This window comes from Mycolicibacterium sp. SMGY-1XX, from assembly GCF_059132455.1.
In genome coordinates this window covers 5,761,692-5,781,715 of record NZ_CP101139.1, presented here as the reverse complement: position 1 = coordinate 5,781,715, position 20,024 = coordinate 5,761,692, and the positions used below count along the sequence as shown (strand labels likewise).

At 65.7% G+C, this 20,024-nt stretch carries 17 protein-coding genes and 1 pseudogene; 6 read left to right on the top strand and 12 right to left on the bottom strand.

The window, feature by feature from the left end:
- Positions 1 to 5: 5 nt before the first annotated feature.
- Genes NL241_RS27605 through NL241_RS27595 form a run of 3 tightly spaced genes read left to right on the top strand, consistent with a single transcriptional unit; the run spans position 6 to position 4,510 of the window.
- Positions 6 to 1,436: an FAD-dependent oxidoreductase gene (locus NL241_RS27605; protein WP_494395593.1), complete on the top strand. Its 1,431-nt coding sequence runs from the start codon at positions 6 to 8 to the stop codon at positions 1,434 to 1,436.
- The gene (locus tag NL241_RS27600; protein WP_487692892.1) at positions 1,433 to 3,124 is read left to right on the top strand and encodes a dihydroxy-acid dehydratase domain-containing protein; all 1,692 of its coding nucleotides are present in this window, start codon (positions 1,433 to 1,435) and stop codon (positions 3,122 to 3,124) included. The genes NL241_RS27605 and NL241_RS27600 overlap by 4 nt, the downstream gene beginning before the upstream one ends.
- A gap of 36 nt (positions 3,125 to 3,160) precedes the next feature.
- Positions 3,161 to 4,510, top strand: a complete 1,350-nt coding sequence (locus NL241_RS27595) for an MFS transporter (RefSeq protein ID WP_494395592.1) — start codon at positions 3,161 to 3,163, stop codon at positions 4,508 to 4,510.
- Between the two features lie 9 nt (positions 4,511 to 4,519).
- On the opposite strand, the gene NL241_RS27590 is transcribed toward NL241_RS27595, so the two are convergent.
- Both NL241_RS27590 and NL241_RS27585 read right to left on the bottom strand, forming a co-directional pair.
- On the bottom strand, positions 4,520 to 5,935 hold the full coding sequence (locus NL241_RS27590; protein ID WP_494395591.1) for a carboxylesterase/lipase family protein: 1,416 nt from the start codon (positions 5,933 to 5,935) through the stop codon (positions 4,520 to 4,522).
- On the bottom strand, positions 5,928 to 6,836 hold the full coding sequence (locus tag NL241_RS27585; RefSeq protein ID WP_494395590.1) for an MBL fold metallo-hydrolase: 909 nt from the start codon (positions 6,834 to 6,836) through the stop codon (positions 5,928 to 5,930). The genes NL241_RS27590 and NL241_RS27585 overlap by 8 nt, the downstream gene beginning before the upstream one ends.
- Positions 6,837 to 6,948: 112 nt before the next feature.
- Here NL241_RS27585 and NL241_RS27580 point away from each other — a divergent pair, with 112 nt between their 5' ends.
- Entirely contained in the window at positions 6,949 to 7,827 is an 879-nt protein-coding gene (locus tag NL241_RS27580; protein ID WP_494395589.1) for a helix-turn-helix transcriptional regulator, read from the top strand.
- 2 nt (positions 7,828 to 7,829) lie between these two features.
- Here NL241_RS27580 and NL241_RS27575 read toward each other — a convergent pair whose 3' ends face one another.
- From NL241_RS27575 to NL241_RS27555, 5 genes are read right to left on the bottom strand one after another with little or no spacing between them, the layout of a single operon-like run.
- Complete coding sequence (locus tag NL241_RS27575; RefSeq protein ID WP_494395588.1) at positions 7,830 to 8,933, bottom strand: acetamidase/formamidase family protein; 1,104 nt, start codon at positions 8,931 to 8,933, stop codon at positions 7,830 to 7,832.
- A complete protein-coding gene (locus tag NL241_RS27570; protein ID WP_487692898.1) occupies positions 8,930 to 10,459 on the bottom strand; it encodes an amidase in 1,530 nt (509 codons plus the stop codon). The genes NL241_RS27575 and NL241_RS27570 overlap by 4 nt, the downstream gene beginning before the upstream one ends.
- 3 nt (positions 10,460 to 10,462) lie before the next feature.
- Positions 10,463 to 11,497, bottom strand: coding sequence for an ABC transporter substrate-binding protein (locus NL241_RS27565; RefSeq protein ID WP_494395587.1), 1,035 nt, complete (start codon positions 11,495 to 11,497; stop codon positions 10,463 to 10,465).
- Positions 11,498 to 11,502: 5 nt separating this feature from the next.
- Positions 11,503 to 12,336 carry an ABC transporter permease gene (locus tag NL241_RS27560; protein ID WP_494395586.1) on the bottom strand — a complete coding sequence of 278 codons (834 nt, stop codon included), beginning with the start codon at positions 12,334 to 12,336 and terminating at the stop codon, positions 11,503 to 11,505.
- A gap of 22 nt (positions 12,337 to 12,358) precedes the next feature.
- On the bottom strand, positions 12,359 to 13,138 hold the full coding sequence (locus NL241_RS27555) for an ABC transporter ATP-binding protein (RefSeq protein ID WP_494395585.1): 780 nt from the start codon (positions 13,136 to 13,138) through the stop codon (positions 12,359 to 12,361).
- Between the two features lie 312 nt (positions 13,139 to 13,450).
- Between NL241_RS27555 and NL241_RS27550 the strand changes: the two genes are divergently transcribed.
- Together NL241_RS27550 and NL241_RS27545 are read left to right on the top strand one after the other, a co-directional pair.
- On the top strand, positions 13,451 to 14,623 hold the full coding sequence (locus NL241_RS27550; protein WP_494395584.1) for a CaiB/BaiF CoA transferase family protein: 1,173 nt from the start codon (positions 13,451 to 13,453) through the stop codon (positions 14,621 to 14,623).
- Complete coding sequence (locus NL241_RS27545) at positions 14,623 to 15,393, top strand: enoyl-CoA hydratase/isomerase family protein (protein WP_494395583.1); 771 nt, start codon at positions 14,623 to 14,625, stop codon at positions 15,391 to 15,393. Before NL241_RS27550 ends, NL241_RS27545 begins: the two co-directional genes overlap by 1 nt.
- 3 nt (positions 15,394 to 15,396) lie before the next feature.
- On the opposite strand, the gene NL241_RS27540 is transcribed toward NL241_RS27545, so the two are convergent.
- The 5 genes and pseudogenes from NL241_RS27540 to NL241_RS27520 all read right to left on the bottom strand — a co-directional run bounded on the left by NL241_RS27540 (position 15,397) and on the right by NL241_RS27520 (position 19,806).
- Positions 15,397 to 16,428, bottom strand: a complete 1,032-nt coding sequence (locus NL241_RS27540) for a LacI family DNA-binding transcriptional regulator (RefSeq protein ID WP_494395582.1) — start codon at positions 16,426 to 16,428, stop codon at positions 15,397 to 15,399.
- 44 nt (positions 16,429 to 16,472) lie between these two features.
- Positions 16,473 to 17,576, bottom strand: coding sequence for a 3-beta-hydroxysteroid dehydrogenase (locus NL241_RS27535; protein ID WP_494395581.1), 1,104 nt, complete (start codon positions 17,574 to 17,576; stop codon positions 16,473 to 16,475).
- A gap of 67 nt (positions 17,577 to 17,643) precedes the next feature.
- The gene (locus tag NL241_RS27530) at positions 17,644 to 17,871 is read right to left on the bottom strand and encodes an exodeoxyribonuclease VII small subunit (protein WP_494395580.1); all 228 of its coding nucleotides are present in this window, start codon (positions 17,869 to 17,871) and stop codon (positions 17,644 to 17,646) included.
- A gap of 178 nt (positions 17,872 to 18,049) precedes the next feature.
- Positions 18,050 to 19,255: pseudogene (gene xseA / locus NL241_RS27525) on the bottom strand (exodeoxyribonuclease VII large subunit); the annotation flags it as partial.
- On the bottom strand, positions 19,252 to 19,806 hold the full coding sequence (locus NL241_RS27520) for a lipid droplet-associated protein (RefSeq protein WP_494395579.1): 555 nt from the start codon (positions 19,804 to 19,806) through the stop codon (positions 19,252 to 19,254). The gene NL241_RS27520 and the pseudogene xseA, both read right to left, overlap by 4 nt.
- Positions 19,807 to 20,024 lie beyond the last annotated feature (218 nt).

Below are 20,024 nucleotides of genomic sequence, written 5' to 3'. Positions count from 1 at the left end.
CGTCTATGACTGATATATCGGTTGAATGGCGGTTGGATGCCGGTTGTGGGGAGGTGGCTGCTCGCAAATTGCCGGTGCTCGCCGACGTGGACGTCGCCGTGGTCGGAGCGGGTGCCGCCGGTGTCGCCGCGGCCACCGTGGCTGCTGAAGCGGGCGCATCGGTCCTGGTGCTCGAGAAGTACGGATTCGCAGGCGGTGCTGCGGTGGCCGGGATGTCGGGCACCATCTGTGGCATGTACCTGGCGTCGGAGGACGCCGCCAGGCCCCACCAGGTGGTCTACGGGTTCACCGAACGATTCGCCGGAGAGTTGACCGCCCGCGGCGGCCTCACCGAGCCGCAGCGATATGGCAAGACGTTCACCTCCGCCCACGATCCGCTGGTGTGGCGCGAGGCCGCCGATGATCTGCTGACCGCCGCCGGCGTGCGAATCCTGTTCCACACACAGGTGCTCGACGTCGTGACCGAAGGGGAGCAATACCGCGGTCTGGTGGTTGCGTCGAACGCCGGTGTCGCCGTGATCCGCGCCGCCCGCATCATCGACGCCTCCGGCGACGGGGCGGTCGTCGCCCGCGGCGGAGGCGCCTACCGATTCGGCGATGACGGCCGTATCCAGAACCCGACCATGTTCTTCAGGCTGGGCAATGTGGACCTCGAGACGTTCTGGGCCGCTTGGGGTCCCGACACGATCAGCCCGCCCTGGGTATCCGAGGCCATCGAAGTGGCTCGGTCCGCAGGACAGGACCTGCCACGTAACAAGATCTGGGTCTTCGCCACCAGCAGACCAGATGAGCTGCTGGTCAACGCAACCCGGCTGACGGGACCCGATGGCCGGATGCTCAACGTCATCGACCCCGCCGACTTCACCCTCGCCGAGATCGGTGGACGCCGCCAGGTCCGCGAATACGCCCGATTCCTCGCCGAAGCCATCCCGGGGTGCGCCGACGCCTTCGTCGTCGATACCGGTGTCGAGGCCGGAATCCGCCAGACCCGCACCGTGGCCGGGGTGGAGACGCTGCTGGACAGCGACGTGGTGAACGGCACCAAACGGTCCGACACCATCTGCCGGTCACCGTGGCCCATCGAACTGCACGATGGTCAGCGGCCGAAACTGCACTGGCTGCTCGACGATTACTACGACGTACCCTTCGGGACGCTGGTCCCCGAGCGTGGCGAGAACATCATCGTCGCCGGCCGCTGCCTGTCCGCTGAGCACCAGGCACTGGCCTCGGCGCGCGTGACCGCGCAGTGCTTCGAATACGGTCACGCCGCCGCCGTGGCCACCTTGGCCTCGCTCGACTCCGGAGTGGCCTACCGGGAACTCGACGTGCGGACCGTCCAGGACCGCATGATCGCCAACGGAAGTGCGCTCTCGCCCGCGACCCCGGTCGCAGCGCACACGGAAAGCGCAGTGCACAAGGAAAGGGACAGCGCATGACCGACAACTTCGAACGCGCCACCGACGGAGGCTTGCGCAGCAACTTCACCCCGGGCAGCACCCGGTGGGCGGTGCGCCGCGCGCAGTGGAGCGCCATGGGCATCAGCGTGGACGATCAACAGAAGCCGAAAATCGCGGTGGTCAACACCTCGTCGAAACTGTCGGTGTGCTTCGCCCACCTCGACGATGTGGCGGTGCGGGTGGCCGACTCGATCCGTGAAGCCGGTGGCTTACCGTTCGAGATACGCACCACGGCGCCAAGCGATTTCGTCACCAGCGCCGGACGCAAAGCCCGTTACCTGATGCCGACCCGGGACTTGATCGTCAATGACGTCGAGTCCGCGGTCGAGGGTGCGGTGCTCGACGGCATCGTGTTCCTGTCGTCCTGCGACAAGACCACCCCTGCGCATCTGATGGCGGCGGCACGACTGAATCTACCGTCGATCGTGGTGATCGGCGGCTACCAGAAGGGCGGCCGGTACAGCGGCTGTTCGGTCGACATCGACACCGTGTACGAGTCCGTCGGCGCTCTGGCGTCGGGCACCATGACCGTCGACCAACTCGGTGAACTGGCCGACCGAGCCATCGAAGGCCCCGGCGTCTGTGCGGGGCTGGCGACGGCCAACACCATGCACTGCCTTGCAGAGGCGCTGGGCATGACCATCGCTGGTTCGGCGCCCACCCGCGCCAACTCCGAAGCCATGCTGGCCAACGCCAGCTCGGCCGGCCGGCGCATCGTGGCCATGGTCGAGGAGAACTTGACCGCGCGCCAGGTGATCACCGATGCTGCCATCGAGAACGCCATCGAAGTGGCTCTGGCACTGGGTGGTTCGGTGAACTGCATCCGGCACCTCACCGCGATCGCCGCGGAGGCCGACCTCGATGTCGATGTGGTGGGTCTGTTCGAGAAACTCGGCCGCGATGCCGTGCAACTGGCGGCGATCCGCCCCAACGGCGCGCATCAGGTGTGGGACCTCGACGGGATCGGCGGTGTCCAGACGGTGCTGCGCACTCTGCTGCCGCGGTTGCACGGCGACGCCCTGACCGTCGACGGCCGCACCGTGGCCCAACGCGCCGAGCAGGCCCGCGCCGCCGACGGCGACGTGTTGCACGGGCTCGACGACCCGATCAACGACGAGCCCGGACTGATCATCCTGCGTGGCTCGCTGGCACCGGACGGGTCCATTGTCAAGGTAGCGGGCGTCGGTAAAGCCACCCGGCGTGACTTCACAGGTCCTGCCAAGGTTTTCGTCGGTGAGGACGACGCGATCGCCGCGCTCGGCCAGGGCGGGATCGAGCGCGGCGATGTGATCGTGCTGCGCGGCATGGGCCCACGCGGTGGACCGGGAACGGTGTTCGCCGCCAGCTTCGTGGCCGCGCTCAACGGTGCGGGACTCGGCGGGCACGTTGCCGTTGTCACCGACGGGGAACTGTCCGGACTCAACCACGGTCTGGTGGTGGGGCAGGTCATGCCCGAGGCCGCCGACGGTGGACCGCTGGCCGGGCTCCAGGACGGAGACACCATCAGCATCGATCTCGACGCCCGGCGCGTGGACGTGCACCCTGTCCGCGACGGTGCGCCGGTACGCGCCGCAGGCGATGCCCCAGAGCGGGGCTGGCTCGGTCAGTACGCCGCCCTCGTCGGCCCAATCCAAGGAGGCGCCGTCCTGCGTCGACCTGCTCGCTGACACAACACCTTTCACCTCACCGAAGGACTCCGTCGCATGACAACCACTGGATCCAAGCAGGCCCGCAAGGCCGGGATCGCCGCTCTGGTCGGCACCACCCTTGAGTGGTACGACTTCCTCATCTACGGCACCGCAGCAGCATTGGTGCTCAACAGCCAGTTCTTCCCGAGCGTCGACCCCACCGTCGGAACCCTCGCGGCGTTCGCCACCTATGCCGTCGGTTTCCTGGCGCGGCCGCTGGGCGGCATCGTGCTGGGCAACATGGGCGACAAGGTGGGCCGCAAGAAGATGTTGGTCTTCACCATCGTGCTGATGGGTGTGGCCACCACCTTGATCGGTGTGCTACCCAACTATGCGGCCATCGGTGTGTGGGCGCCAATCCTGCTGATCGTGCTGCGGCTGCTGCAGGGCTTCGGTGCCGGGGGCGAATATGCCGGCGCCGTGGTGCTTTCCGTCGAACATGGTGACCAGAAGCGCCGGGGACTCGCCGGCGCGTGGGCACCCGCCGGGTTCGCGCTGGCGACGTTGTTGTCGACAGGAGTGTTCCAACTCGCCACCCTGCTGCCCGAGGACGCGTTCCAGAGCTGGGGCTGGCGGGTGCCGTTCCTTCTCGGATCGGTGTTGCTGATCGTGGGTTACTTCATCCGTCGCAGCATCGACGAGACCGACGCGTACGTGAAGGCCGTGGAGGCTGAACAGGCCGGTGTGGTCGAAGCGACGAAGATCCCGGTGTTGGAGGCTATCCGGCGTAACCCGCGCAACTTCCTGGTGGTGATCGGAGCCCGCATGGCGGAGAACGGTTTCGCCTACCTGTTCCCGGTTTTCGCCGTCGGATTCGCGGTGAACACTCTTGCGGTGGAGCGCAGTACCACCCTGTTGGCCGTGGTGATCGCGTCCGCGGTGCAGGTGTTGTTCATCCCGATCTGGGCGCATGTCAGCGATCTGGTGGGCCGCCGCCCGGTGTATGCCGGCGGTGCGCTGCTCTCGGTCATCTGGTTGGTGCCGTTCTTCCTGATGCTGGAGTCATTGAGTGCGCCGCTGCTGATCCTGGGATTTGTTGTCGGACTGGGCATCCTGTACCCGGCGATGCTCGCACCCCAGGCCGCCTACTTCGCCGAACTGTTCGACACGCGCACCCGGCTGTCCGGATTCGCGTTTGCCCGTGAGATCGGTTCGGTGCTGGCCGGCGGCTTCTTGCCGCTGATCGCCACCGCGCTGATCGCCGCGTTCGGGCACTGGTGGGTGATCGTGGTGTACCTGGGAATCCTGACCGCGCTGACGATGGTGGCGCTGGCGTACGGACCGGAGACCAACCGGCGTGACATCGTGGAGGCGGCCGAGCCCGAGGACGCGACGACGGATTCGGCCAAGGCCACCTCACTCTGAGTTGGTGTGTCACCCGGTGAACTCGTGGCGGTGCGTCTGCGCCCACCCGGGACCACCGGTTGACGCGTACTCGATCCATGACCGGTGCATCTCGCTTGCCAGCGCTTGTGGCGGGGTGAGCGGCCCCAGCAGTCCACTGGAGCCGCGTAGCGCGGGCTCGTCGATACAGTCGAAGACAAACGGCAGTTCGACCGCGTGCGCGGCACCCAGCCGTCCGTTGAGGGCCGGCGACCGCCAGATGAACCGATACTCGTGCAGCGGCGCCTCGCCACGTGATGTGTGCGCGTCCACGAGCTGCCGCGTGCCTGCGCCGAAGAGTGCGTCGCTCAGCAGAGCAGAGCGTCTCTCACCCCAAGTCGAATCGGGCAGGCGCGAAAGCAGTTCGGCGACAGTCGCGTCGGGATCTGCGCTGCTACGTGCGGCCAGCTCACGCACATCGGTCTCCGAGGACCTGTCCAGATCACCCTGCGGCGCCAAATAGAGATTGCCCTCCTCGGCGTTGGTGCCGATGAGGAGTGGGACCTGTGCGCCGACACCCGCCGCGACCACCTCCGCGGGCTGACGCTCCAGCACCACACTGAACGGACTGAGCCCCACAAGAGGATCACAACGGCTGCCTGTCTGCAGATCGACCCCCGTCAGCGCAGCGCCCAGCTCGACCAGCTGACCATCGGAGAAGCTCGAGAACGTGGTCGAACTGGGTGCTGTATCGAGGAGCAGACCGGCACGGTGGGTGACACGGGCGGCTTGCTCGAGATCAAAGGCGCCAACCCCGTTGCCACTCTGGATGATCGCCCGCCGTATCAGCACTCCGATGTCAGGCACGGTCAGGAGAGCACCGACCATGGTGGCCCCGGCTGACTGCCCGAACAGTGTCACATTGTCGGGATCTCCGCCGAACGCCGCGATGTTGGTCTGCACCCACCGCAGTGCGGCCAACACGTCGAGCATCCCGCGATTGGGCGGGGCGTCAGCCACATCCAGGAAGCCGATGACGCCCAGTCGGTAGGTGACTGTCACCAGCACGACGCCGTCCCGCGCGAAGGTCGCGCCGTCGTACAGCGGCGATCGGGTGGAGCCGGAGACGAACCCGCCGCCGTGCACGAACACCATCACCGGCCGCTGGGTGGCGCCTTCCGGGGCCCAGACATTGACTTTCAGATAGTCCGGATCGCCCACGCGGGCGACCCCGAAGAACGGCGACATGTTCAGCGCACCGAACCCGGTGCGTGGCTTCTGGGGCGCTGCCGGCCCTGGCCGGGTGGCATCGAGAACACCTGTCCATCCCGGATGTGTTGCAGGGGCCGCAAACCGGGCCGGACCTGTCGGCGGTGCCGCGTAGGGAACACCCAGGAACACCGACCCCGCAGCACCGTTGATCCCGCGGACGGCGCCGGTAGCGGTGGCCACGATCACCTCAGACATCGGTCACCCGCGCGAACGCTGCCCATTTCTTGATCGCAAAGCCGTCGCCCTGGTGACGCACCTCGGCACCGCCGTGCCCACCGAGGTGCGCAGGGAACACCAGGGTGTTGGTATCTGCCGCCTGAGCGAGTACCCGCCGCCGGGTGGCCATGGCCTGGGTAGGGTCCTCGCAGAAACAGCTGTTGATGTCAGGGTCGATCACCTGCAGCGCAGTGTGTAGCAGGTCGCCGACGAACACCGCTCGCTCGGTGCCGGATTGGAGGCGCAGGATCGACGATCCCGGAGTGTGGCCCGGGGCCAGGTCGAGCCGAAGATTGCTGTCGATGTCCAGCTGTGTGTCCCAAAGCTGGACTTGTCCGGCATCGTGCACCGGAGCGACGCTGTCCTCGAACACGATCCGGCTTCTGTCACCGAGGCGGGACGGCCGGCCGTTGGCGGGGTTCCAGAACTCGAAGTCGGCGCGCGACATCAGGTACGTGGCGTTCGAGAAGGTCGGCACCCACTCGCCGTCGCGCAGGACGGTGTTCCACCCGACGTGATCGTTGTGCAGATGGGTGTTGACGACGACGTCCACCTCGTCGGGTCGGACACCTGCTCGTGCGAGGTTGCCCAGGAAGTCCGTCTCGAGGTGGTCCCAGACCGTGCCGGGGCGTTCCTTGTGATTCCCGGCGCCGGTGTCGATGAGAATCGTCCTGCCCTCGCTGCGCAGCACCCAGGTCTGCAGGGCGGATACACACATCCCGGAACCGGGGTCGTAGAAGTCAGGCACCAGCCAGTCCTGATTGGCCTCCCACGATTCATGACAGCTGTCCGGGAAGAAGGTTGCCGGCGACAGATCGACCGATCCGAAGTATTCCATGACGCGGGTGACCGAGACGTCGCCCAGTTCGAGTTTGTCCATGTCTCCCAGGGTCCGGCTGGTGTACCGCCGCAACCAGCCCCGGCGATGCCTATCACTGGCAGGGTCAGGAACCGACGGGGCGCGGATGCGCGCAAAGAGCGATAGTGGAGATATGACGTACACCAGCCTCGGGGAGTTCCTGCGTGCCCGGCGTGCCCAACTCGATCCGCACGACTTGGGGCTGACCATGGTGTCAGGACGACGCCGCGTGGCCGGGCTGCGCCGTGAGGAACTGGCTCAGCTGGCCGGAGTCAGCGTCTCCTACTACACCCGCCTGGAACAGGGCCAGTCCGTCAATGCCTCCGACGCGGTGCTCGATGCGATAGCCAGGGCGCTGCGCCTCGACGAGCACGAACAACGACACCTGCACATGCTGGCCGGCGCCCGACCCAGACGGGCGACCAGGATTCCTGCCGAACGTGTCGACCCGTTGACCAGGGATCTGCTGCTGTCTCTGGGGAACCTGCCTGCGCTGGTGGTCGGCCTTCGCCTGGACATCCTGGCCTGGAACTCGGCGGGGCACGCGTTGCTGGCGGGTCACCTGGACCGCGACGCGGTACAACGTCCTGTGGATCGGCCCAATCTGGCACGGATGCTGTTCTTGGACAACCACACTCGCGAGCTCTACGTAGACTGGCAGCGCAAGTCACGCGCCGTCGTCGGTGCCCTGCGCCACGTCGCCGGTCGTTACCCGGATGATCCGGCGCTGGCTGCTCTGATCGGTGAATTGTCGATGAAGAGCCCAGAATTCGTCGCACTGTGGCGTGACCACCGGGTCAAACCGTGTGAAGCGGACTCATACCAGCTGAGGCACCCGACGCTTGGACCGCTGACCGTCACCCAGCACAACTTGGGGGTGGCGCGGGCCACCGGGCAATCCGTGTGCATCGTGACGGCGAGCCCGGGATCGCCGTCGGCGGACACGCTCGACCTGTTGGCCACCCAGGTCCGGGACAGGCCAGGCCCTGTCGCGGTACCGGCTGACCGCTGAGTTCACTCGAAGATGTCGGTGGGCACCATTGCCGAAACCAGCACGTTCGGTACGTCGACAAGCTGGCTGATCCGGAGGTCGACGGCGACGCTGCACAGCGCATAAGCCTGCGCACGGGTGAAACCGCGTTCGCCGGCGAGGTGATCGACCATGTGACGCAACGCATTGCGGGTGGCGAGGTTGAGGTCCTCGGGATGGATCCGGCCGTCGGCGTCGACCGGGGTGCCCGTCACCGCGAAGTGCGGCCGGCTCGCCACGTCAGGAGGGCCTACGGTCAGCCGCTCGTAGCTCAGGTGCCGCAGTTCGACTGCGGATCCCTTGCGCACGTCGAGGCGTACTACCACCCGTGTAGTGGTTTCCACTGCGGCACCGCAGGATTCACCGTCACCCTGGGCGAAGTGTCCATCGCCCACGGAGAACAGGGCACCGGGTACCCAGACCGGTAGATACACCCGGCTTCCCGCCGTGAGGTGTTTGATGTCGATGTTGCCGCCGGCTTCGGTGGGGGAGATGGTGCGGCGAGCCGGGTCATCTGGGCGGTCCGGCGGCACCGCCGAGACGGGGTTCGGCAGTTCGACCAGACCGCCGTCGTCGGCGGCCCGTCGTTCCGCGGCTTTGGTGCGCTCGAACAGTTCGCGGGACGGCGCCACCCCCATCACGCCCATGAAGGGCGCACCGGGCAACCGCACGCCCGGTAGATCAACGGAACGGGCGAAACCGTCGGCGATCTCCCAGCGCACGATGTGCGGCTCGGTGAACTCGTCACGCAGGAATCCGAATCCGGGAATGTTCAGCGTGGCACCGAAGTCGCCGGTTTCGACCGACAGCACATCGACCACCAGCAGATCTCCCGGTTCCGCGCCCTCGATGTGCACGGGGCCCGTGAGCGGATGAATCCGGGTGGCGTCCATCAGCAGCACGTCGGCCGCAGTGGAGTCCCGGGTGATCTGGCCGTCGTACCCGTCGCGAGCGCGGAGTGAGACGGTGTCTCCAGGGTTGCAATGCAATACCGCCGGGATGTCGGGATGCCATCGGTTGTGACCGGCCCTGGGGTCGTCAACCAGCGGTGAGGTCAGATCGAGTTCGATCTCGTGCACAGCGCTCATGATGCCGTATCCGGGGGAGACGGAAAGCCTCCGCGGGCACGCTCGAAAGTGTGCGCGACGCGTAGCACTGTCGCGTCGTCGAAGTGTCTGCCCACGATCATCATGCCAGTGGGCAGGCCGTCGACCATGCCCGCCGGGACGCTGCACGCCGGGTGCCCGGTGACGTCAAAGGTCGCAGTGTTCGCCATCATCTCCAGGGCCCGCGCCATGGATTCCTCGAGAGTGGCGTCCGCGTCGGGGATCACGCTGGCGAGGATCGGGGTGGTGGGCATGACGAGTACGTCGTAGCGTCCGAGGGCCTCGTCATAGGCAGCACGCAGATGCGGCACCAGGTTGCGCGCCATCCCGTAATGGGCGCCATGATTACGGTCGATGGTGTGGCGTCCGGCGAGCAGGACGAGCTTGACGGTATCCGGGAAGAGGGTTCCGTCGGCCCGCCACCTGCCGCCGTAGTGCGCCATCAACGTAGGATCGTAGTGGCCCTGCCAATTCATGCCGTAGGCGTTACCGTCGACCATCTGGGCGGTGCCGCCCTCGATGGAGATCACGTCCCAGATCCTCTTGCCGTACCGATGCCAGGGCACCGAAACCTGTTCACAGAGAAGGCCTTCGCCGCTGAGTACCTCGACCGCGGCGCGAACGGCCTCGTCCACGCCGGGCACCGACTCCGGATGGCCGAACCCTTCGCGCACCACACCCACCCGCAGTCCTGCCGTGGGCCGCGCGAGCTCGGCGGTGAAGTCAGGCACGCTCACGCCGCCATGTTGCCTGGGGTCCAGCCCGTCCGTCCCGGCGATGACCCCCAACACGAGTGCGGCATCGGCGACGGTCCGTGTCATCGGGCCCACGTGATCGAGGGTCTGCTCGATGGGGAAGGCGCCGGTGTACGGCACCAGGCCGTGGGTCGGTTTGTGCCCGACGATGCCGGTGAAGGCGGCGGGCAGCCGGACCGACCCGCCCTGATCGCCGCCGAGCGCGACGTCGACGGCACCCGAGGCCACCAATGCCGCACTGCCGCTGGACGAGCCGCCGGTGGTTCGTCGGTGATCCCAGGGGTTGCGGACGGGGCCGGTGGCGGCGGTGTGCGAGGCGCCGGAGAAGCAGAGGTTCTCGCACACCGCTTTCCCGGTGATCATCGCGCCGGCAGCCAGCAACCGGGTGACTACGGTGGCGTCGAGCTGCGGGATGAAGGTGTCGAGTAGCGCCGAGCCGTTCATCATCGGTACGCCGGCCACCGCGATGTTGTCCTTGATCGCCACCGTCCGACCGCGGAGCGGGCCGGTGCCCCGTGCAGTCACCTCGCACTGGACGTACCAGGCTCCGAGCGGGTTGTCCTCGGGCTGTTGCCATGTCCTGCTTATCGGCGCCGTCGCGATCTCATGGTGTAGTTCTGCAACAACATCCCACGAATCGAGCACGTCCTTCACCAGCGGGGCGAACGACACGAGGTCGGCCGCGGACAGCCCGAGACCATATCGGGCGGAAATAGTTTCGAGTTCGGAGACTCCGGGTCGGTGGACAGCCATGGCTCAGCCGACCTCCAGGGTCTCGCGCGCCTTGGTGGCGAGATCGGTGTTGACGTTGTTCTCGTACGAGGTGGCATCGGACGGGTACTCCGCGATGTTCTTGGTGAACAACGAGATCTCCATGTTCTTGTCCCACGACTCCTTGGTCACGGTGATGTCCTCTGCGTAGCCTCTTGCCTCGATCTCACGTTCTACTGCCGCTGCGACGATCTCACGGGACAGGTCGGGGAAATAGCCGGCGGCGATGTCGATCGTCGCTTCCGGATCTGAGTAGATGAACTTCGACGCCTTGGCGATCGCGGTGACCACGCCTTGCGCCGCTTCGGGGTTCTCTTGCAGGTAACGGTCGGTGGTGGTCAGACTCGAGAACGCGAACGGATACCAGTCCTTGTTCGCCGGGAACGAATACACGACCTCGAGCCCCTGATCGACCACGGCTTGGCTCACTGTCGGCTCGAAGGAAAGTGCGAGATCGGCCTGTCCACTCGCGACCGCTGCGAGTTCACTACCCAGCGCCACATTCACCAGCGTCACGTTTTGCAGACCCTGTTGATCGATCAGGTACTGCATGAATGCCCAGCTGGTGTCCGGTTCGGGGCTGACAACCACTCGTTTACCCTCGAACACCGACGGATTGTCGAGAGTGGCGTTACCGCCCTCACGGCCGATCACGAATACCGACGGTGCGTTCTGAATGGCTGCGACCACCACTCCGGGGCCACCGTTCTCGTGTGACTTCGGCACAAAAACCGGATCCTGGATCGAGAAGTCGGCGGATCCACCGACCACCGCCGCCCAGGACTGCGTGCCACCACCACCGGTGGCGATCTCGACCGTCACGCCCTGCTCGGAGAAGAAGCCCTGTTCCTGAGCCACATAGAGCGGCAGGTAGAGCAGCGATTGGAAGGCTTGGCTGATCCGCACCGTGGTGGTGCCTGCGGCCGATTCGGTGGCCTGCCCACCGCAGGCTGCGACGAACAGCATCGCGATGGCACTGACGAGTGCAGTGAAGGGGCGCAGGAGAATTCGTGTGGACATGTGTCTCAAGACCTTTCCCAATGACCGAGGAACCGCTCGAGGGCGGTGACGAGGAGGTTGAAGACCAGCACCATGGCCATGACGATGGCGATGCCGGCGATGACGAGTGTGATGGTGAAATTGGAGCTGCCCAGTAGGATCATGTGTCCCACACCGGCATCGGAGCTGATGTACTCACCGACAATGGCGCCCACCAGTGCGAAGCCGATGTTCAGCTTCAATCCAGAGACCACCCAGGTCATCGCGGAGGGGACGACGAGCTTGCGAAAGATCTGTGAGCGGGAGGCTCCGAATGACCGCATGAGGTTTATCAGGTCAGGGTCGGTGCGCCGGGCGCCGCGGTAGGAAGTGGTCAGTGAGACCACCACGCACGAAAACGCAACGATGACCACCTTGGAGGTCATCTCGGTGCCGAACCAGATGATGGTCAACGGCGCAACCGCCAGGACCGGGATCGACCCGATGGCCGCGATGAAAGGGGCGGTGAGGTCGGCGACGAAGCGTGAGTACCACAGCAGCAGTCCAAGCGCGGAACCGCCGACCGCGCCGATCAAGAAGCCCAGGATCACCTCGAGACTGGTGACGCCGATATCGGTCCACAACTCACCTGTCAGGGCGCGTTTGTGAAGCACTTCCCAGACCGCGCTCGGGCTGCCGAAGAGGAAGGAACTGATGGCTCCGCTTCGAGCGCCGAATTCCCATGCGGCCAGGAACATCACGACGATTGACGCTTGCAACGTGTGAAGGACGACGCGGCGGAGACGTGCCGAGACCTGGAGCGACCGGCGCCGGCTCGGACGTGCCGCAGCGGTGGACGGCGGGGTGAGGACGGTGGTCATCGGGCCTCCTTCGGGGTGCGTGTCATGCGATTGCCGGGCTCTGACCGATACCGCGCCAGATCTTTTCGTAGAACTCGTTGAATCGGGGCGCCAGGCGTCGCTCGTTGATGTCGGTGCTGGTGGTGCCCAGATCGATGGCGAGTTCGTGGACCACCTGGCCCGGATGCGCTTTCAGGACGTACACGCGGTCTGACATCGTTACTGCTTCCTCGATGTCGTGCGTCACGGCCACAACGGTTTTACCTGTGGCCCGGGCGGTTTCGAGGAGCTCACCCTCCAGCGCGATCTTGAGGGGATAGTCCAGCGCCTTGTACGCCTCGTCCATCAGGATGATGTCGGGGTCGGTCACCATGGTGCGCATGAGGGCCGCTCGCTGCTTCATCCCGCCGGATAGGTCGGACGGATACTTGTCCTCGTAACCTTCGAGTTTGTAGGCGCTGAACAATCCGCGCGCCCGTTCGCGAGCATCCTTCTTGCGTGTTCCTCGGACCTCCAGTCCGAGCACGACGTTTTCCAACACCGTCCGCCATGGGAACAGCAGATCCTTCTGCAGGACATAGCCGATGTGTTGGGACGTGGTACCGGTGACATCTTCGCCGTTCACCTTCACCGATCCGGATGTCGGCGCCACCAGGCCGGTGATGATGTTGAACAGAGTCGATTTGCCGCAACCGCTGGGCCCGACGATCGAGATGAATTCGCCGCGGTCGGCGTGCAGGGTCAAGCCCCGCAACACCTGCGTGACGCCGGTGTCGGCGCGGTACTCCTTATCGATCCCGACGACTTCCAATCGGTGGGTCATGCGCGGTCTCCGGTGCCGTGCGGATGACTCTCAGCAAATCGGTAGTCGACTGATATGTCACTCATGCCTAGCTTTGTCCGTTCCTCGATGGCGGAGTTCTCGGTGTGAAACATGGATGTAAAACTTGGGCGGGGGCGGCCTGTGAAGCCCGTGAGCCCATCGCGATGGACATAGCGAAGCACACCTGGACGGGTTGAGCAACCGATTGTTCATTTTCGCTTGTGCCGTGGACAACCGATTGCGCAAGCTGATTAAATGCAGCCGGGTCGCATGTCGGCCCGCTTCCCGAAATCGTGTCTATAGGAGACGCCGATGCCTATGCTCGACGGAATCCAGGTCGTGAGCTTCACCCACTTCCTTCAGGGTCCATCCGCTACCCAGCTACTAGCCGACCTCGGCGCTCGCGTGGTCAAGATCGAGCCGCCCGGCGGGGCGTTCGAACGCTCGTGGTCGGGTCCGGACGCCTACTTGAATGGCGAGAGTGTCTTCTTCCTGCTTGGCAACCGCAATGCCGAGAGCCTGGTGGTGGACCTCAAGGACAGTGAGTGGCTCGAGGTTGTGCTGCGGCTGATCGACGAGGCGGACGTCCTGATCGAGAGTTTCCGTCCTGGGGTGATGGATCGGCTGGGATTGGGATGGAATCGACTGCGCAAGAGAAACTCTCGTCTGGTGTATTGCTCGTTGTCGGGGTACGGCAGTGACGGACCCTACAGGGACCGTCCGGGACAAGATGTGTTGCTCCAGTCCATGTCGGGTATTGCGGCAGCAACAGGCACCGCCGCAGGCCCACCGACACCGGTCGGTACCTCGCTGGTGGACCAACACGGCGCTGTGCTCGGTGCATTCGGCATCCTGGCCGCTCTGCACGGGCGCGAACGTACCGGACAGGGGACGCGGGTGGAGAGCAACCTGCTCAGCGCAGCGCTGGATCTGCAGATAGAACCGCTGTCCTATTACCTCAACGGATTCCAGGGCAAGCGCAGCGTTTCAGGAATTTCGTCGCCGTACTACAAAGCGCCGTACGGGGTATTCGGCACTGCCGACGGGTACCTGACCCTCTCGCTCAACGCCCTCGCGCGGCTGGCGGAGGTGTTCGACGACGCCTGGTTTCTCTCTGTCGGCGAGGACCGCTCATACGAAAGGCGCGATGACGTCAACGACCGGGTAGCCAAACACATGCTGCAACGCACGTCGGCGGAATGGAGCACGGTCTTCACCGCAGCCAAGATGTGGTTCGCGCCCGTCAACACCTACGCCGATGTCTGTGAGGACCCTCAGGTCCGGCACAACGGGTCCGTTGTCGAGATCGACCACCCCCGAGCAGGTTCGGTGAAACTCCTGGCGCACCCTGTGCTCTACGACGGCGAGCGGCCCGGTGTCCGGGCCGTGCCGCCTGAACTGGGTGCGGCGAATCGGACCATTCTGACGGAGTTGGGATACGGCGCCGCGGACATCGACCGGCTGCAGGCGAAGGTGGGTAGGTGATGGCTGAGACCCTGGAGTTTCTTCGTCTGGAACGGCAGGCCGACGAGTGCATTCTCACCATCGTCCTCGAACGGCAGGACAAGCGTAATGCTCTCAATGTGGGCATGATTCGGGAACTCACACGTGTGATCGACGCACGAGAGCCCGGTGTCCGGGTGATCGTGATCAGCGGTGGAGGCTTCTTCTCAGCGGGAGCGGACATCGGTGTCTACGGTCGGGGCGACCAAGGTGAGATCGGTGAGATCACCCGGGCAGCCGGGGTGCTCGTCGAGACCATCAGCACCGCAACGGTCCCGGTGATCGCAGCCGTGGAGGGGATGGCGCTCGGTGGCGGATTCGAGGTAGCACTGGCGGCTGACTTGATCATCGCCGGTCAGACGGCGAGATTCGCACTGCCGGAGGTGTCACTCGGGCTGATTCCGGGATGGGGCGGTACACAACGCCTGGCCGCCCAGGTGGGCAGTCGAAAAGCCAAACAACTCATCATGTTCGCCCAGCGACTGACGGCACCCGAAGCTCTGGAGCTGGGACTCGTCAACGAAGTGGTCGAGGAAGGGGCCAGCTTGTCGCGGGCGCTCGAGTTGGCCGGGCAGTTGGGGGCATCTTCGCGTACCGCGCTGGCCGCGACCAAGCTGATGGTGTCCGGTGCCGAAAGAGCACTGGCTTACGGTGAGGAACGTGCCGTGCTGATGAGCCTGTTCACCTCACCGGACGGTCGAGAAGGGGTGGCCGCCTTCGTCGAGAAGCGGCCGGCGGACTTTCGTCGCTGACTGTCAGTCCCGAGACGGCGCGGCGCTGGTCTCCATGATCACGAGTTCGGGAGCTGGGTCATCAACTGTGACATCGGTCAGCGCCGCACCCCCGAGGTGCTCGATGAGCAACGTGGCGGCCACTTCGCCGAGTCGGCGCAACGGTAGCCGCACCGTCGTGATCGCGGGATACACCGTGTTCGACACCCACGTGGTGTTGATGCCGACGATGGACAGGTCCCCGGGTACGCGCAGGCCGAGACGTTGCGCGGTGGACAAGGCGCCCACTGCGGCGTTCACGCTCGCGACCACTACGGCCGTGGGACCGTCGCGCTGTCCCAGCCGCGCCGTGCGATGCAGTTGGTTGATCGCCGACGCCCCGGCGTCGGCTTCCCAGCCCGCGTCCACGATCCAGGCGGGATCGGACTGGATGCCGGCGGAGGTGACGGTATCGAGATAGCCCGCCTTGCGCCGTGCCGCCGTGTCGTGCATCTGGGTGCCGGAGATGAACGCGATACGTCGATGGCCAAGGGCGATCAGGTGTTCCGTGGCGATGGTCGTGCCACGGTGATCGTCGAGGATCGCCGATCCCACCCGGTCGGGGATCCGGGAGTTGATGGTGATCGCCGGGACGCCGGGTTGCAACACCGCACTCAGCATGGCGTCGTCGAAGTCTTCGCGCCGCTGGATCAGCAGGCCGTCCACCCGGCCCTCGCGGACCAGGCGGGACAACTGCTGGGTGCCGTCCGGTGGCGCGTCGACCTGTCCGAGCAGCACATCGGTGTCGTGGACCGCGGTGGCCTCCTGGACACCGAGCAGCATATCGGCGAAGACGGCGTTGTTGACGTCGGGAACTATTAGTCCGATTGCGCCCGAACGTGACTGGCGAAGTGCACGGGCTCGCGCGTTCGGGATGTAGTCGAGTTCGGCGGCGGCCGCCAGCACACGCGCCCGTGTCGACTCACTCATCCGTGCACGGACATCGCCGGTCAGCGCGCGAGAGGCGACGGACTTCGAAACCCCTGCAGCTCGTGCCACGTCATCGAGGGTTCCCATGGAGCTCATAGTAAGTGGCGCTTGCCCGCCGACCCGACGGGCCGTCAAGCTGGTGTCGGCGCAGGTTCGCCGGCGGCGGCTTTCATCTTGGCGAACAGCTCGGTGTAGTACGGCAGGCACTCTTGCAAGGCCTGCTCGGTGGTGAACAGCGGCTGGTAGCCGAGGTCGCGGCGCGCCTTGTCGATGGAAAAGTAGTTGTCCAGCGAAATGCGCTCGATGGCAAGTGGTTCCAGTAGCGGCTTGGGCAGCCCGAACCGGAAGTGCAGGAACTGCCACACCGTCATAACCGCGTGCACCAGCTTGCCGGGGATTCGGAACGTCGGCCACGGCTGGCCACAGGCCTGTACCACCGGGCGGGAGAACTCGAACATGTTGATCGGTTCGCCGTCGTTGATGAAATACGCCTGCCCGGGAGCGGTGCCGCCGGGGACGAGATGCTCTGCGGCCAGGATGAACCCGTGCACCAGGTTGTGCACGTACGAGTTGTCCAGCTTGACGTTCTTGCTGCCCACCAGCACCTTGACGTGCCCGGCGAGCACACTTTCGAACACCTTGCGGAACATCGTCTGATCACCGCGGCCCCAGATGCCGCTGGGCCGGATGGAACAGGTCAGCATGCCCTGCTCGCCGTTGGCGGCCAGCACGAACTTCTCTGCCACCACCTTGGTCTCGGTGTAGAGATCGTTGAATCGGCCGGTGTATGGGAGCGTCTCGTCACCGCCGGAGATCTGCTGACCACCCATCACGACGCTGTTGGACGCGGTGTAGACGAACCGTTCCACCCCTGCCCGTTGAGCGGCGTGGACCAGGTTCTTCGTGCCTTCGACGTTGACCGCGAAACTGCGCCGCCGGTACTCCTCGGTGACCGAGGCGCCGCCCATCAGGTCGATGATCGCAGCGGTGTGGAACACCGTGTCCACGCCTGCGACCGCGGCGGCGACGTCATCAGGGTTGCAGATATCGCCAACGGAGGTCGTCAGCGCCGCATGGTCGGGCAGCGACGACGGCACCCGGTCGAACGAATGCACCTGGTGTCCGCGAGCCAGGAGTTCGGCCACCAGATTGGCGCCGACAAATCCGGAGCCGCCGGTGACGAGGACTCGTCCGAGGTCGGTGGTCAGCGTTGCATCACCCCGCGAAGAAACCATGGGGGTCAGCATACCCAAGAAACTGGAACCTGTTCCAGTTCTCGTTCGGCGCGGTTTAAGCGGGCCCTCAGTCGTCGTCCTCGTCGTCGTCCGAACCCAGCGCATTCTCGACACGCTGACGGGCTCCAGCTAAGTGCTCTTCGCAGCGTTTGGCCAGCTTTTCGCCGCGTTCCCACAGAGTCAGCGACTCGTCGAGATCCAGCCCGCCCTGCTCGAGGGTGCGCACGACGTCGATCAATTCATCTCGGCACTCTTCATAGCCGAGTTCACTAAGGGGATTAGTCTCTTCACTCATCAACAGCCCCCTGTCTTCTGGGCCCGGCCCTCTTTCGCCCTCGTCCCTCGGGCTCGGAGACCGGGCCGTGTCTTTCGGGCCCGGCCCTCTTTCGCCCTCGTCCCTCGGGCTCGGAGACCGGGCCGTGTCTTTCGGGCCCGGCCCTCTTTCGCCCTCGTCCCTCGGGCTCGGAGACCGGGCCGTCGCTGGTCGCCGTCACGGCTCCGTCAGCCACCCTGATCCGCAACCGCGTTCCCGCCGGCGCGTCGGCCACCGAACGCAGCACCTGGGAACCGGCCTGCACCACCGCATAACCACGGGCCAGCGTCGCGGCCGGGCCCAGTGTGGCCAACCGCGCCGACAAATGCTCCACGCGGTCGGTCTCGGCGGCGATGAACCGAGTGATGTCGCGGCGCAGCGCCGCGACGGCGCGGTCGATCTCGTGGCCGCGGTCATCGATCGCCCGCAGCGGATCAGCCAGCACCGGGCGGCTGCGCAGCTGCGCGATATGGCGTTCCTCGCGGTGCACCCAGTTGCGCAGCGCCTGCGCGCTGCGGTGCCGCAGCTCGGCGACCAGCCGCTGCTCGGCCACCGCGTCGGGGACCACCCGCTTGGCGGCATCGGTGGGTGTCGCGGCGCGCAGGTCGGCCACCAGGTCGCACAGCGGGTTGTCCGGTTCATGCCCCACTGCGCTGACCACCGGTGTCGTGCACCTGGCGATCTCGCGGCACAGGGTCTCATCGGAAAACGGCAACAGATCCTCGACGCTGCCGCCGCCGCGGGCCAGCACGATGACGTCGACCTCCGGGTCACGATCGAGGGCGCGCAGCGCCTCGACGATCTGAGGCACGGCGTTGGCGCCCTGCACCGCGGCGTTGCGGATGGCGAACCGCACCGCCGGCCACCGCGCGGTCGCCACGGACGTCACGTCGTGCTCGGCGGCGCTGGCGCGGCCGGTGATCAACCCGATCTGCGACGGCAGAAACGGCAACGGCCGCTTCAACCGCGGGTCGAACAGCCCCTCGGCATCCAACAGCCGTCGCAGCCGTTCGATTCGGGCCAGCAGCTCACCGACACCAACCGCGCGAATCTCGCTGATGCGCAAGCTGAACGACCCGTTGCGGGTGTAGAACTGCGGCTTGCCCAGCATGATCACCTGGGTGCCTTCGGTCAGCGGCACCGGGGCATTGGCCACCAGATCCCGGGGACAGCTCACCGACAGCGACATGTCCGCCGCCGGATCGCGCAACACCATCCACGCCGTCGACTGGCGCACTTTGAGTTCGGTCAGCTGACCTTCGACCCACACCATGCCGAGCCGGTCGATGTACTTGGCGACGCGCGTCGCCACCGCCCGGACCGGCCAGGGATTGTCGGCGGACTTTCCCTGTTCAGCCTCGGTCACTTGGCAGAGGCGCGAGTGATCCTGTTGGCCAGCAGCGTCTGGAAGGGGGCCCGCGCCTTGGTGGACTCCTCGAACGCAAGCAGGGCCTCGAGTTCGCCGACCGAGAGCGACTGCAGCCGGGCGCGCAACTGAGCCAGCGTCAACGTGGTGTAGTCGATGTCGGCCACCACCTGCGGTGCCTCGCCGTTCACCGGTTCAGGCGGGGACACCGGGTTGGCCGGAACCTCGTCTTCGGACACCGAGTAGAGCGCGAAACGCCCCTCGGTGAGCCGCTCTCCGTTCGGTTCGGTGACTTCGACGTCGGGGATGTCCTCGTCGAACGTTGCCCATTCGGGTTGCTCGTTCTTCGGCGGAAACAGATTCTCCAGGGTTTCGTCACCCTTGTTCACCAGGTCGGCGACGTCCTGCTGAACCTTCATCACCAGTTGGGCGACCTGGCTGACCAGGGTCATCGGGTACGTGACGATGGTTTGCGGCAGCTTCATGGTCTCTTCGACTGCGGTGGCGGCCACGCCCACCAGCAGCCGAACTCCGTACGGTGCAGTCGACATGGCAGCCAGAGTACTTCTGTCCGGTCGACGAGCCCGAGGGACGAGGGTGAAGGAGGGCCGGGCACATGACGTCTGTCCGGTCGACGAGCCCGAGGGACGAGGGTGAAGGAGGGCCGGGCACATGACGTCTGTCCGGTCGACGAGCCCGAGGGACGAGGGTGAAGGAGGGCCGGGCACTATGACTCTGAGCTGCTGAGTGGCCCGCCGAGACCGCGGGA